The following is a 14275-nucleotide window of genomic DNA, read 5'->3' on the forward strand; positions in this document are numbered from 1 at the left end:
CGCGTTCACCTGCGCGAGGGTGGCGTACCGGTGGAAGGAGACGGGTTGAACAGCCTCGGTACCGACAGCGGCGGAACGGCGTACAACACGGTGTCGGGGGACGCCGTCATCGTCGGTCCCGTCCTGATGGCGCAGCACATCGAGGGCCTGCGGCTGCCGGAGCGGGCTCCCGATGTCCCGCCGAGCCAGGGCCCCCCGCCCAGCCGGGTGTTCGTCAACCGGACGAAGGAGCTCGCCGGTCTCCGGGAGGCCGCCGTGGCCCTGGCCGGCGAACCGGGGCCCGGCATGCTGCTCGTGGTCGGCGTCGGCGGGGTAGGCAAGACGCAACTCGTCGCCCAGAGCGTGAGGCGGGAGCTGAAGCAGCTCTTCCCGGACGGGCAGCTCTACGTCGATCTGGAGGATCTGCGGCGTGACGGCGCCGTCGATCTCGCCGCGGTCCTCGGCCGGTTCCTGCGCGCTCTCGGGGTCAGCAAGGACTATGTGCCCGCCGGACTCGCCGAGTGCACGGCCCTCTTCCGCAGCGTCGCCGCCGGAAAACGGCTGCTCGTGATGGTGGACAACGCGCAGCACGCCCCGGAGGCGCGGGCGCTCGTGCCGCCGGGCGGGCTGCTCGTGGTGATCGGCCGCCGGGTGCTGCCGTCGCTCCTGATGGACGGTGCCGTGCTGATCGCCGTCGACCCGCTCGACGAGGCCGCCGGGACGGAACTGGTGCGCCGCTGGCACGCCGACGCCGACGAGGAGACGGCCGCGGACGTCGTACGGCTGTGCGCCGGGCACCCGTTGGCGCTGCGGGCCGCGGTGGAGTGGCTGGCGGCGCGGCCTCATCTGACCCTCGACGACGTGGTGCGTGATCTGACGGCCGCCGGACGGCACGGAACGGACGGCGGACACACCGGAACGGGCGGCGTCGGCGTACGGGAGGCGAGGGCGGTGGTCATGGGCGCGAACGAGGGGCTCCACGAGGGCGAGGGCGGTGTGGGCGAGGCGGTCGACACCGTGCTGGACTCGGTGGTCGCCGAGGTGTCGGAGCACACCCGGCAGCTCTACGATCTCCTCGGCGTCCTGCCCGGTACGACGGCGACCACGGATCTGCTGCGGGCCGCGGGCGCCGTCCGGGTGGACGAGGCGCTCGGCGAGCTCGTCTCGTCGCGGCTCGCGGTCCTGGTGGAGTCGCCGGACCGTCCCCGGCGCTGCCGGTTGCACGATGTGGCGCGCGCCCATGCCCGTGTGCGCGCGAGGGCGTTGACCGAGGACGGACGGCGGCCGGTTCTGCGGCTCGTCGTGGACTTCTACCGGGACGCGGCGGCCCACGCGGACGCGCTGGTGCTCGGTGACCGCTTCCGGATCCAACCCCCGCCGGACCGTGCCCTGGCCGAACTCTCCGCGAAAGAACCGCTGTTCGTGGGCCGGTCCGCCGCGCTGGACTGGCTGGACGCCGAGCGCGTCAACCTGGAGCAGGTGATCCGCACCGCGGCGGAGCACGCGTGGTACGAGGACGTGTGGCGGCTGTGCGAGTCTCTGTGGGCGCTCTATCACAGCCGCAAACACCTCGCCGACTGCGTCGCCACGGGCCGTCTGGGCATCGAGGCGGCCCAGCACGAGGCCCGTCCCGACGTGGAGGTCCGGATGCGTAACCAGGTGGCCCGCGCCGCGTACGAACTGGGCGACCTCGACCAGGCGGATGCCGAACTGACGGCCGCGACAGCCCTGTTGGGGCTGACAGGCGACCCGCGGCTGAGCGGTGTGGTGTGGGAGACCCGAGGTCTGATCGCTCTGGCCCGTGACCGGGCGGACGAGGCCCGCGAACTCTTCGGACGGGCGCTGGAGGCCAACCGCTCGGTGCCGGACCCGCACGGCGTCGTCGTGCAGAGCTACAACGTGGGGCAGGCGCTGGTGGCCGGAGGGCGGTGGGACGACGCCCTCGGCGTACTGGACGCGGCGGCCGAGGTCGCCCGTACCACCGGTGACGATCCCATGCTGCCGCGGATCGAGCTCGTACGGGCCCGCGCCCTCTGCGGACGCGGCGAGCTGGACCGGGCGGTCGCGGCGGCGGTCGCGGCGGCCGACGGCGCGGCGGAGCTCAGGCAGCTGGCCAAGTTCGATCAGGCCCTCGCGCTGCTCGCCTCGCTGGCCGAGCGGGCCGAGGAAGAACCCCTGCGGGCCGCGTACGAGGAGAAGCTGCGGACGTTGCGGCAGGCGATGGGACTGAAGCCACCGGCCGCAGCGGACTGAGCCCGGCGCCTGCCCCGCACCCTCCCGTTCCTTCCGGCCCTTTACCCGGCTGCCCGGTCCCTCCTGGCATTCCCTGCTTCCCCGGCCCCTCGCGACCGCTTCCGCCCCCGGACCCTGCTCGACCGCCCCCGCCCCCTTCCGATCCCCGTTCCGTTCCTTCCTCTTCCCGGAGCCATGTTGTCCTCGGTGTCATCACTGCTGAGCCGCCCCTCCAGCTGGTTCCGCCGGGCCGGCCGGCCGGGCCCGTCCCGCTGGAACACCTGGGACCCGCCGAGGGCCGAGGTGCTCGGAGTGGCCCGGACGCTCACCTCCGCCACGCGGGTGGTGGACGTGATGCATCTGCTCCGGAGCGAGGACGGGATCGAGAAGTACTACACGGTCAATCCGGGATCGGCGTTCGCGGACGGACTCGACTCCTATCTGGCCGGGCTCGGCATCCACGTGCTGAGCTGGGAGGAGGCGACCCGGCGCTCCTTCGACCTGGCCGTGAGCTGTTCGGTGCATCCGACGATGCGCCGCCTCGACGCCCCGCTGATGGTGCTGCCGCACGGAGCCGGGTACAACCGTCTCGTCACCGAGTCGACCGGTGACGCCGTCGCCCCCGCCGGGCTGTCGCGCCGGGAGCTGATGTGGCGGGGAAAGGTCGTGCCGAAGGCGATCGGCGTCTCCCACCAGGGGCAGATCGACCGGCTGGCCGAGACCTGCCCCGAGGCGGCGCCGTACGCGGTGCCCGTCGGTGACTGGTGCTTCCAGCGCATCACCGCGAGCATGTCCCACCGGGACCGGTACCGTTCGCGGCTCGGCGCGGTCGACGGGCGGCGGCTGGTCGTCATCCACTCCACCTGGAGCGAGCACTCGCTGCTCGGGCGCCACCCGGAGCTGCCGCTGCGGCTGGTCACCTCGCTCCCGGCCGACGAGTTCGCCGTCGCGGCCGTCTTCCACCCCAATGTGTGGGCCCGGCACACCCGCGCCGGAGTGCTGGAGCGGCTCGGTGCGGCGATGGACGCCGGGCTCATGATCATCCCGCCGCAGGAGGGCTGGCGGGCCGCGGTGGTGGCCAGCGACTGGGTGGTCGGCGACCACGGCAGTACGTCGTTCTACTCGGCCGCCGCGGACCGTGTCACGCTGCTCGCGGCCACCGGCCTGGACGAGCTCGACCCCCTCTCGCCCGCCGCCGCGTTCGGCCGGGGCGCACCACGGCTGGACCCCGAGGGCGACGTCCACGCCCAACTGCTGGACGCGGCGGGCCGCCACGACCCGGCGGCGCTGCGGCCCGTGGTCGACGGACAGCTCGCGTCGGTCGACACCTCGGGCGAGGTGACGCGGGCGCGGATGTACGCCTTCCTCGCCGGGCGCGGGGTCCGGGTGCCCGGCGAGGCGCCGCGTCCCGTTCCCGTACCGCCGCCCGAACCGGTCCGGAGGCCGTCGGTCACCGCGTACGACGTGACGGGCGCCCATGACGCGTGGGGCGGCGTCGAGCTTCAGCGGCGGCCCCTGGTCGCGGGGCACCACACACGGGCCCTCGGCTTCTACGCCGTCACCACCGAGGAGACCCACCCGCACTGGCCGCACGCCGCGGAGGTGCTGGCCCGTACGGTCGCGGACGCGGAGGTGGCCGCCCTCGACTGGATCGCGAACGCGGCGCTGCGGTACGAGAACCTCAACGTCCTGGTCGCCCGGCTGGACGAGACCCGCTGCCTCGTCCGGCTGCGCGGCGGACGGCAGGTGGAGGCCCGCACCGAACGTGCCTGGGGCGCTCGCCGGCCCCCGCTCGACCCGGTGCTCCTGGGCTCTGCGGTCAATCTGTGGCTGACCGATCCGGAGCGGTCGAAGGATCTGACGGACGGACTGACGCTCCGTACCGGCGAGTGGAGCGTCCGGGTCGCCTTCACCCCGCCGTCCGCGTCCAGCACATGAGCGTGTACGGGACGCCGTACGGATGCGGGGGTGCCGGACCGCACCCACCGGAGACCGCCCCCGATGCCGATGCTGTGGTCGAATCCGCGCAGATGTCGTACGGATGGGATCAGAAGGTGGTGCCGAATCGCTCGACAGGGGAGGGGAAATGAGCGCGAATCGCTCCCGCGTTCACTCGATCTCCTTATAGTGGTGCCGCGTTGATCGTCGGGTCCCAACGCGCGAAGCCGCTGCCACTGGAGTCCGTACGATGACGAACCCTTCGTCCCCCACGTCCTCGACCGCGCCCGGCGCTGGGTGTCCCGTCGGTGGTACGGGGGCGGTCGTGCTGGGCGGCCCCGGCTTCACCACCGAACCGCAGGCGCTCTACCGGCAGATGCGGCGCGAGCACGGGCCCGTGGTCCCGGTCGAGCTGCACGGCGGCGTGCCCGCCTGGCTGGTGATCGGCTACCGGGAACTCCACCAGGTGACCAGCGACGGGGAGTTGTTCCCCCGTGACGTCTCCCTGTGGAACCAGTGGGAGAACATCCCCGCCGACTGGCCGCTCCTGCCCATGGTGGGCACGCCCATGCCGTCCATCTACTTCACCGCGGGGGCCGAGCACCGCCGTCACGCCGACATGGTCGTCCCCGCGCTCGAAGCGGTGGACCCCTTCGAAATCCGGCAGCACTGCGAGCAGTTGGCCGACCGGCTCATCGACGCCGTGTGCACGCGGGGAACCGCCGACCTCGTCGCCGAGTACGCGGAGCCGCTGCCCGTCCTCGTGCTCGCCCGGCTCGTCGGCTTCCCCGACGAGGAGGGCGCCGACATCGCCCGCGTGCTGAAGGATCTCGCCGACGGCGGGCCCGGCGCGCAGCAGGCGCACCAGCGCTTCGGCGAGCACATGCACCGGCTCGTCGCCGCCAAGCGGGAGCGGCCCGGCGACGACGTGACCTCCCGGATGCTCGCCCACCCCGAACCGTTCACCGACGAGGAGTACGCGCTCGACCTGATGGCCATCACGGCGGCCGGCCATCTGACCACCGCCGACTGGATCGGCAACTCCACCCGGCTGATGCTCACCGAGGACCAGTTCGCGGACGCGCTCACCGGCGGCCGGCACAGCGTCGGCGAGGCCATGAACGAGGTGCTGTGGGAGGAGGGGCCCACCCAGATCCTGGCCGGACGCTGGGCGGCGCGCGACGCGCGGCTCGGCGGGCGGAACATCGCGCGCGGCGACATGCTGCTCCTCGGACTCGGCGCCGCCAACGCGGACCCGCACATCCGGCAGCAGGTCTCCCCGTACGTCGACCGCTCCGGGCGGGGCGGCAACAGCGCGCACCTGGCGTTCAGCCACGGCGAGTACCGCTGCCCCTTCCCGGCCAGGGAGATCGCCGAGACCATCGCCCGTACCGGCATCGAGGTGCTGATGGACCGGCTGCCCGACCTCGAACTGTCCGTTCCCGCGACCGAACTGGTCCGCCGCCCCTCCGCCTTCCTGCGCGGCACGATCGCGCTGCCCGTCCGCTTCACACCCGTACGTACGACAGGAGACGCGTTGTGAACTGCCCGCACACTGCCGCCGCACCGGCCGACCGGGGTACCGGGGCGATCGTCATCGACCCCATGGTCCAGGACCTCGACGGGGAGACCGCGCGGCTGCGCGACGCGGGCGTCCTCGCCCGGATCGACCTGCTCGGCGTCCCGGCGTGGACGGTCACCCGGCACGCGGAGGCCCGTCAACTCCTCGTCGACCAGCGCCTGGTGAAGGACATCGAGGCCTGGGAGGCGTGGCGCGTCGGAGTGGTGACACGTGCATGGCCGCTCATCGGCATGATCGACGCCGGCCGCTCCATGTTCACCGTCGACGGGGCCGAACACCGGAGGCTGCGCACCAAGACCTCGCAGGCGCTCACCCCGCGCCGGCTCGAGGCGATCCGCCCCGCCATCGAGGACTTCACCGGGGAACTGCTGGACGATCTGGAGGCCGGCCGGGACGAGAACGGGGTCGTCGACCTGAAGGCGGTCTTCGCCCAGCCGCTCCCGATGAAGGTCGTCGGCATGCTGATGGGCGTCGACGAGTCCCAGCACGCCATGCTGACCCGGAAGTACAAGGCGTTCTTCTCCATGCTCACCCCGCAGGACGAACGGCTCGCCCTGCTCGCCGAACTGGACGTCTTCTACACCGATCTCGTACGGGAGAAGACGGCCCGGCCCACGGACGACCTCACCAGCGCGCTGATCCTGGCCGAGGAGGGCGGCGAGCCGCTGACCGAGGAGGAGGTGGTGGGCAACCTCAAGGCGATGGTCGCCGCCGGGCACGAGACCACCATCGGGCTCGTCCTCAACGCCGTGCGCGCCCTCCTCTCCCACCCCGCCCAGCTGCGCAAGGTGCTCGACGGGGAGGCCGGCTGGGACGCGGTGATCGAGGAGACGCTGCGCTGGGACACCCCCACCACCCATCTGCTGATGCGGTTCGCCACCGAGGACATCGCCGTGGGCGACGACGTGATCCGCAAGGGGGAGGGCCTCGTCGTCTCCTACCGCTCCATCGGACGCGACATCCAGCAGCATGGCCCCGACGCCGACGCCTTCGACATCACCCGGCCCACCCGCAACCGGCACATGACCTTCGGCCACGGCCCGCACATCTGCCCCGGCGCGGCCCTGTCGCGCATCGAGGCGGGGATCGCGCTGCCCGCCCTGTTCGGGCGCTTCCCCGGTTTGCGCCTCGCCGTCCCGGACGAGGAGATCACCAGACTCCCGGTGATGACGCAGAACGACATGGCCGCCTTCCCCGTCCTCCTGGACTGACGGCGGACCGGCGGACCGGGGAGGAGAGCGCATGTCATCAGGGCCGGGCTTCCTGGCGCTCGCGCCGCATCGCTCCGGCACGGCCTCCCTCCTGTCCGAAGCGGCGCGGCGGCGCGGTATGGAGGTGGCCGTGCTGCCCGTGGAGGGAGTGCCCGAGCGGTACCGGGCGCGGCGGGACGGGCACTACTACGGCGGCCCGCGTTTCGCCGCCCGCGTCGCCGGACCGCTCGGGACGGCCCTCCTCGAACCGCACGACGGATGGCTGGACGCCCTGCCCGCCGCCTTCACCGGCCGTTCCATCCGCCGGGTCCCGCTCTCCGAGGCCCGGCGCGGCACCGGGCCGGTCTTCGTCAAACCCCCCACCGACAAGAGCTTCCCCGCCGCCGTCCACCCGGACGGATCCACCCTTCCGCCGCCCCCACCCGGCTCCGGCGACCCGCTCGTCCAGATCAGCGAGGTCGTCGAGTGGGAGGAGGAGTTCCGGGTCTTCCTGCTCGACGGCGAGATCCGCACCGGCTCCCGGTACGCCCGGTACGGGCGGCTCGACACGGCGCCGCTCGCGGGCAGCCCCCGGGAGGCCGCGGTACGCGCCTTCGTGCACCGGCTCACCGAGGAGTGCGGCCACACCCTGCCCGGCGCCGTCGTCGTGGACGTCGGGCGCATGCGGGCGCCCGGCAGGGCCGCCGACTGGGCCGTCGTCGAGGCGAACATGGCCTGGTTCAGCACGGTGTACGCCGCCGACCCCGACCGCGCCCTGGACGTGGTGCTCCGCTCGGCCGGCCCCCGAGGGCTGGTCCGCGAGCGGGACCGGCCGTTCCTCAGGACCCGCCCCACCGAGCCCGCCGCGCGTGAGGCGTATCACTCTGCGTGAAATTCTCGGCATGGTTTCCGCCATATCGGGGAGGGGTCCAGGTCGCTGGTGCGGCCGTACCCCGGCCCGCCGCGCAGCATGCCCCCGCCGAACCGGAGGGGGCATTTCAGGCACGGAAGGCGAAAAACGATATGTCGGCGCTCACTACCATCCATATCGACGGCACCTGGCGGGCCGCCGGATCAGGCGCGACGCGCGAGGTCATCGACCCCGCCGACGCCACGGTCCTGGCCGTCGTCGCGGAGGGCGGGGCGGAGGACGCCGACGCGGCGATCGCGGCGGCGCGGCGCGCCTTCGACGACGGCCCCTGGCCGCACAAGCCCGTCGCCGAGCGGGCTGCCCTGCTGCGCCGGGTCGCCGACCTGCTCCAGCGGGACCGCGAGGAGATCGCGATCACCGAGAGCCGCGACACCGGCAAGACCCTCGAAGAGGGCCGGGTCGACGTGGACGACGTGACCAACGCCTTCCGGTACTTCGCCGACCTCGTGATGAACGAGAGCGGCGGCCGGGTCGTCGACGCGGGCGACCCCGACGTCCACAGCATCGTCGTCCACGAACCGGTCGGCGTCTGCGCCCTGATCGCCCCCTGGAACTACCCCCTGCTCCAGGCCAGCTGGAAGATCGCCCCGGCCCTCGCCGCCGGCAACACCTTCGTCCTCAAGCCCAGCGAGGTCACCCCGCTCTCCACCGTCCACCTCGTCAAGCTCCTCGCCGAGGCCGGACTCCCCGACGGCACGGCCAACCTGGTCACCGGAGCCGGCGACCCGGTGGGCGCCCGCTTCTCCGAACACCCGGACGTCGACCTGGTCTCCTTCACCGGCGGCCTCGCCAGCGGTACGAAGGTGGCCCTGGCCGCCGCGCCGACCGTGAAGAAGGTCGCCCTGGAACTGGGCGGCAAGAACCCCAACGTGGTCTTCGCCGACGCCTGCGCCACCGACGAGGGCTTCGACACCGCCGTCGACCAGGCGCTGAACGCCGCGTTCTTCCACAGCGGCCAGGTCTGCTCCGCCGGGGCCCGCCTGATCGTCCAGGACACCGTCAGCGAGCGGTTCGTCACCGAGCTGGCCCGCCGCGCCGACGCCATCCGCCTCGGCCGGGGCACCCTCGACGGCGTCGAGTGCGGCCCCCTCGTCTCCGCCCAGCAGCTCGCCAAGGTCGAGGCGTACGTCGCCTCGGCCCGTGAGGAGGGCGCGATCGTCCGGGCGGGCGGCGAGCGCCCCGAACCCGGCGACGTACGGCCCGAAGGCGGCTACTTCTACCGGCCGACGGTCCTCGACGGCTGCCACCGGGGGATGAAGGTGGTCCGCGAGGAGACCTTCGGCCCGATTCTCACCGTCGAGACCTTCCGTACGGAGGAAGAGGCCATCACCCTGGCCAACGACACCGACTACGGCCTCGCGGGCGCCGTCTGGACGACCGACGCCGGACGGGCCCGCCGGGTCGCCGGACGGCTGCGCCACGGCACCGTCTGGATCAACGACTACCACCCCTACCTCCCGCAGGCCGAGTGGGGCGGCTTCGGCAGGTCCGGCACCGGCCGCGAACTCGGCCCGACCGGGCTGGCGGAGTACCGCGAGTCCAAGCACATCTACCAGAACCTCAACCCGCGCCCCCAGCGGTGGTTCGCCGGCTGACGCCTGCGGGGGCCCCGTACCGGTACGGCCACCGGGGCCCCGCCCGGCTGTTCGCAGCACCACGCACACGCACGAACCTTGCAGAAGGAGCAGTGACCGATGCCTTCCACCCCCCGCAGCACCGCGGTCCCCGACCCCGAAAGCCCCGTGTCCGACTACGTGATCGTCGGCGGCGGCACCGCCGGGTCGGTCATCGCCTCCCGGCTCGCCGAGGACCCCGGCACCACCGTCACGGTCATCGAGGGCGGGCCCACCGACATCGACCGGGACGACGTGCTGACGCTGCGCCGCTGGCTCGGCCTGCTCGGCGGCGACCTCGACTACGACTACCCCACCACCGAGCAGCCGCGCGGCAACTCCCACATCCGCCACAGCCGCGCGCGGGTCCTCGGCGGCTGCTCCTCGCACAACACGCTCATCAGCTTCAAGCCGCTGCCCGGCGACTGGGACGAGTGGGCCGAGGCGGGCGCCGAGGGCTGGGACGCGGCCGCGATGGACCCGTACTTCGCCAAGCTGCGCAACAACATCGTCCCGGTCGACGAGAAGGACCGCAACGCCATCGCCCGCGACTTCGTGGACGCCGCCCAGCAGGCGGCCGGGGTCCCGCGTGTGGACAGCTTCAACCGCGAACCGTTCCACGAAGGCGTCGGCTTCTTCGACCTCGCCTACCACCCCGAGAACAACAAGCGCTCCTCCGCCTCGGTCGCCTACCTCCACCCGCACATCGAGGCCGGCGACCGCCCGAACCTCCGCATCCTGCTGGAGACCTGGGCCTACCGCCTGGAGTTCGACGGCACCCGCGCCACCGGCGTACACGTCCGGACGAAGGACGGGGAGGAGATCCTGCTGCGCGCCGCCCGCGAGGTCATCGTCTGCGCCGGCGCCGTGGACACGCCCCGGCTGCTCCTGCACTCCGGGATAGGCCCGCGCGAGGACCTGGCCGCACTCGGCATCGAGGTGCGCCACGACCTGCCGGGCGTCGGCGAGAACCTGCTCGACCACCCCGAGTCCGTCATCGTCTGGGAGACCGACGGGCCCATCCCGGAGAACTCGGCGATGGACTCCGACGCGGGTCTCTTCGTCCGCCGCGACCCCGGATCCCGCGGCCCGGACCTGATGTTCCACTTCTACCAGATCCCGTTCACCGACAACCCCGAGCGGCTCGGCTACGAGAAGCCCGAGCACGGGGTGTCGATGACCCCGAACATCCCCAAGCCGCGCAGCCGGGGCCGCCTCTACCTCACCAGCGCCGACCCCGAGGTCAAGCCGGCCCTGGACTTCCGCTACTTCACCGACGAGGACGACCACGACGGCCGCACCCTGGTCGACGGCATCAAGCTCGCCCGGCGGATCGCTGCCACCGAACCACTGGCCCACTGGCTCAAGCGCGAGGTCTGCCCGGGTCCGGAGATCACCTCGGACGAGGACATCAGCGCGTACGCCCGCAAGGTCGCCCACACCGTCTACCACCCGGCCGGCACGTGCAGGATGGGCGCCGCCGACGACCGGGAGGCCGTGGTGGACCCGCAGTTGCGCATCCGGGGCCTCGACGGCATCCGGATCGCCGACGCCTCCGTCTTCCCGACCATGCCCGCCGTCAACCCGATGATCGGCGTCCTCATGGTCGGCGAGAAGTGCGCCGAACTCCTCACCGGCCGGGCGGGCGACACCGCCCCGGTCACTGGTACCAGCACCGGAGGCGATGCCCGATGACCGCGACCCGCGCTCCCGAGGCCACGGCCGAGACCGCCGAGGACGCCGTGTTCTCCGTGCGCAACCTCTGGAAGGTCTTCGGCCCCCGGGCCGACCGCGTCCCCGGCGGCGAGCACGCCGCACTCCCGCCCGCCGAACTGCGCGAGGCCACCGGCTGCACCGCCGCCGTCCGCGACGTCTCCTTCGACGTCCGCAAGGGTGAGGTGTTCGTCGTCATGGGCCTCTCCGGCTCCGGCAAGTCCACCCTCGTCCGCTGCCTCACCCGGCTGATCGAGCCCACCAGCGGCACCCTCGCCATCGACGGCGAGGACGTCCTCGCCATGGACCGCTCCCGGCTGCGCGAACTGCGCCGCCACCGGGCCGCGATGGTCTTCCAGCACTTCGGACTCCTCCCGCACCGAACCGTGTTGGACAACGTCGCCTACGGACTGGAGATCCAGGGGCTGGGCAAGGCCGAACGCCGCGCCAAGGCCGCCGAGTTGGTGACCAAGGTCGGTCTCGCGGGCCTGGAGGAACGGCGGCCCTCGCAGCTCTCCGGGGGCCAGCAGCAGCGCGTGGGGCTCGCCCGCGCACTCGCCGTCGACCCGTCCGTCCTCCTCTTCGACGAACCGTTCAGCGCGCTCGACCCGCTGATCCGCCGCGAGATGCAGGACGAAGTGGTCCGGCTGCACCGCGAGGAGGGCCGCACCATGGTCTTCATCACCCACGACCTCGGCGAGGCCCTGCGCCTGGGCACCCGGATCGCGCTGATGCGCGACGGCGGCATCGTCCAGCTCGGCACCCCCGAGGAGATCGTGGGCTCGCCCGCCGACGACTACGTCCGCGAGTTCGTCCGCGACGTACCGCGCGAGCAGGTCCTCACCGTCGCCACCGCCATGCGCCCCGCGCTCGCCGGGGAGAGCGAGCGCGGACCGGCCGTGCGCCCCGAAGCCACCGTCGCCGAGGCCATCGAGGCGGTCTCCCGCTCCGGCGACCCCGCCGCCCGGGTGATGGACGGCGGCCGGCTCGTCGGCGTCGTCGACCGCGCCGGCCTGCTCGACGTCGTCGCCGGAACGGCGGGACCCGCCGAGGCGGCCACGCCCGCGGCCGGAACCGGAGCCCCCGACGCACCGGACGGCCCCCGCGAGGTGACCGCCTGATGGCCACCGCCCGGGCCACCCCGGTCCGCCCCGCCTCCGCGGGCGCCCGCCGGGGACCGCTGGCCGTTCTCCGCGACCGCCCCGCCGCCGCGAAGCTCCTGCTGCTCGCGCTCGTCGCCGTCGTCGCCGTCCCCCTCGTGCACGGCCGCTGGGGCGGTGGGATGTGGCCCGCCGCGCTGACCGCCGACCTCTCGGGCCCGCTCGGCGACGTCACCGACTGGATCGTCTCCAACCGCGACAGCCACCCCCTGTTCCTCTACTTCTTCGGCCACATCAGCAACGCCGTCGTGCTCTCCGTACGCGGTGTCTACCTGGTCCTCCTGGCCCTCGGCTGGGCCGGCGTCACCGTGCTCGCCGCCGCCGTCGCCTGGCGCGCGGCCGGGATCAGGACGGCCCTCACCGCGGCCGCCTCGTTCCTGGCCTGCGGGCTGCTCGGCATGTGGGTGCCGACCATGCAGACGCTTGCGCTGATGGTCGTCGCCGTCCTCGCCTCGGTCGTGCTGGGGCTGCTCCTCGGCCTGGCCGCCGGGCTCTCGGACCGCGTGTTCCGCGTCCTGCGCCCGGTCCTCGACACCATGCAGGTGCTGCCCGCCTTCGCGTACCTGCTCCCGGTGGTGCTGGTGTTCGGCATCGGCGTCCCCGGAGCCGTTCTCGCCACCGTCGTGTACGCGGCCCCGCCGATGGCCCGGCTCACCGCGCTCGGCCTGCGCGGCGCGGACGCCGGGGTCATGGAGGCCGTGGCCTCGCTCGGCGCCACCGGCCGCCAGCGGGTGCTGAGCGCCCGGCTCCCGCTGGCCCGCAAGGAACTCCTCCTCGGCCTCAACCAGACCATCATGATGGCGCTCTCCATGGCCGTCATCGCCTCCGTGATCGGCGCGGGCGGCCTCGGCGACCGCGTCTACCAGGCGCTGTCCTCCGTGGACGTCGGCGCGGCGCTCGCCGCGGGCATCCCGATCGTCCTGCTGGCCGTCGTCCTGGACCGTACGACCGAGGCTGCCGGCCGCCGCATCGGCGCCGAGCCCACCGGACCTGCCCTGCTGCGCGGGTGGCGCGGCTGGGCCCTGGCCGCCGCGGCCGTCGCCGCCGCCGGACGGGCCGCCGACGGCCGGGTCTGGCCCGACGAGATGACCGTGGCCATCGCCGGACCGGTCAACACCGCCAAGGACTGGATGGTCGACCACCTCTACACCGGGGTTCCCGTCGTCGGCGGTACCGCCGACCTCGCCGCCCACTTCACCGGCGGCGTCCTCAACCCGCTGCGCGGCGGGCTCACCGGGCTGCCCTGGTGGTCGGTGCTGCTGATCGTCGCCGCGCTCGCCTGGACCATCGGCACCTGGCGCACCGCCGCCACCGCCGTCCTCGCCATGGCCGCGATCGGCGTCCTCGGCGTGTGGGAGCCCTCGATGGACACCCTCAGCCAGGTGCTTGCCGCCGTCGCGGTCACCCTGGTCATCGGCTTCGGCGTCGCCATCGGCGCGGCCCGCAGCGAACGGCTGGAGCGGCTGCTGCGCCCGGTCCTGGACGTCTTCCAGACCATGCCGCAGTTCGTCTACCTGATCCCCGTCGTCGCGCTCTTCGGCGTCGGCCGCGCGCCCGCCGCCGCTGCCGCGGTGATCTACGCGCTGCCCGCCGTCATCCGCATCACCACCCAGGGGCTGCGGGGCGTCGATCCGGCGGCGATGGAGTGCGCCCGCTCGCTCGGCGCCACCCCCGGCCAGCAACTGCGCCAGGTCCAGATCCCGCTGGCCAGGCCCTCGCTGCTGCTCGCCGTCAACCAGGCGGTCGTCCTGGTCCTCGCCGTCGTCATCATCGGCGGACTCGTCGGGTCCGGCGCCCTCGGCTACGAGGTCGTCCTCGGCCTCGCGCAGGGCGACCTGGCCACCGGCCTCGTCGCCGGAGCGGCGATCGTCTGCCTCGGCCTGATGCTCGACCGGGTCACCCAGCCCACCACCCGCCGCCAGCGACAGGAGAGCTGA

The 14275-nt window shown here is 73.3% G+C and carries 9 protein-coding genes; all 9 read left to right on the plus strand.

The features are described 5' to 3' along the window. Positions 1–45: 45 nt before the first annotated feature. Positions 46–2232, plus strand: a complete 2187-nt coding sequence (locus QFZ71_RS27240; protein WP_307670791.1) for an AAA family ATPase — start codon at positions 46–48, stop codon at positions 2230–2232. A 177-nt stretch (positions 2233–2409) separates the two neighbouring features. Further along, entirely contained in the window at positions 2410–4149 is a 1740-nt protein-coding gene (locus QFZ71_RS27245; RefSeq protein ID WP_373465212.1) for a hypothetical protein, read from the plus strand. Between the two features lie 250 nt (positions 4150–4399). After that, positions 4400–5692 carry a cytochrome P450 gene (locus QFZ71_RS27250; protein WP_307670793.1) on the plus strand — a complete coding sequence of 431 codons (1293 nt, stop codon included), beginning with the start codon at positions 4400–4402 and terminating at the stop codon, positions 5690–5692. Then, positions 5689–6942, plus strand: coding sequence for a cytochrome P450 (locus tag QFZ71_RS27255; RefSeq protein WP_307670794.1), 1254 nt, complete (start codon positions 5689–5691; stop codon positions 6940–6942). Before QFZ71_RS27250 ends, QFZ71_RS27255 begins: the two co-directional genes overlap by 4 nt. A 31-nt stretch (positions 6943–6973) precedes the next feature. Beyond that, positions 6974–7813 (plus strand): ATP-grasp domain-containing protein, encoded by an 840-nt coding sequence (locus QFZ71_RS27260; protein WP_307670795.1) that lies wholly within the window; start codon positions 6974–6976, stop codon positions 7811–7813. A gap of 131 nt (positions 7814–7944) precedes the next feature. Beyond that, positions 7945–9447, plus strand: a complete 1503-nt coding sequence (locus QFZ71_RS27265) for an aldehyde dehydrogenase family protein (RefSeq protein WP_307670796.1) — start codon at positions 7945–7947, stop codon at positions 9445–9447. Between the two features lie 99 nt (positions 9448–9546). Further along, positions 9547–11160, plus strand: coding sequence for a GMC family oxidoreductase (locus tag QFZ71_RS27270; protein ID WP_307670797.1), 1614 nt, complete (start codon positions 9547–9549; stop codon positions 11158–11160). Further along, the gene (locus QFZ71_RS27275) at positions 11157–12299 is read left to right on the plus strand and encodes a glycine betaine/L-proline ABC transporter ATP-binding protein (protein WP_307670798.1); all 1143 of its coding nucleotides are present in this window, start codon (positions 11157–11159) and stop codon (positions 12297–12299) included. The genes QFZ71_RS27270 and QFZ71_RS27275 overlap by 4 nt, the downstream gene beginning before the upstream one ends. Further along, a complete protein-coding gene (locus QFZ71_RS27280; protein WP_307670799.1) occupies positions 12299–14275 on the plus strand; it encodes a proline/glycine betaine ABC transporter permease in 1977 nt (658 codons plus the stop codon). Before QFZ71_RS27275 ends, QFZ71_RS27280 begins: the two co-directional genes overlap by 1 nt.

The organism is Streptomyces sp. V2I9 (assembly GCF_030817475.1).
In the GTDB taxonomy this organism is placed as follows: Bacteria; Actinomycetota; Actinomycetes; order Streptomycetales; family Streptomycetaceae; genus Streptomyces.

Bases quoted from the DNA above. Each gene is read 5' to 3' on its own strand.
- QFZ71_RS27265 (WP_307670796.1), top strand. From the start codon at position 7,945: ATGTCGGCGCTCACTACCATCCATATCGACGGCACCTGGCGGGCCGCC.
- QFZ71_RS27260 (WP_307670795.1), top strand. From the start codon at position 6,974: ATGTCATCAGGGCCGGGCTTCCTGGCGCTCGCGCCGCATCGCTCCGGC.
- QFZ71_RS27280 (WP_307670799.1), top strand. From the start codon at position 12,299: ATGGCCACCGCCCGGGCCACCCCGGTCCGCCCCGCCTCCGCGGGCGCC.
- QFZ71_RS27250 (WP_307670793.1), top strand. From the start codon at position 4,400: ATGACGAACCCTTCGTCCCCCACGTCCTCGACCGCGCCCGGCGCTGGG.
- QFZ71_RS27270 (WP_307670797.1), top strand. From the start codon at position 9,547: ATGCCTTCCACCCCCCGCAGCACCGCGGTCCCCGACCCCGAAAGCCCC.
- QFZ71_RS27275 (WP_307670798.1), top strand. From the start codon at position 11,157: ATGACCGCGACCCGCGCTCCCGAGGCCACGGCCGAGACCGCCGAGGAC.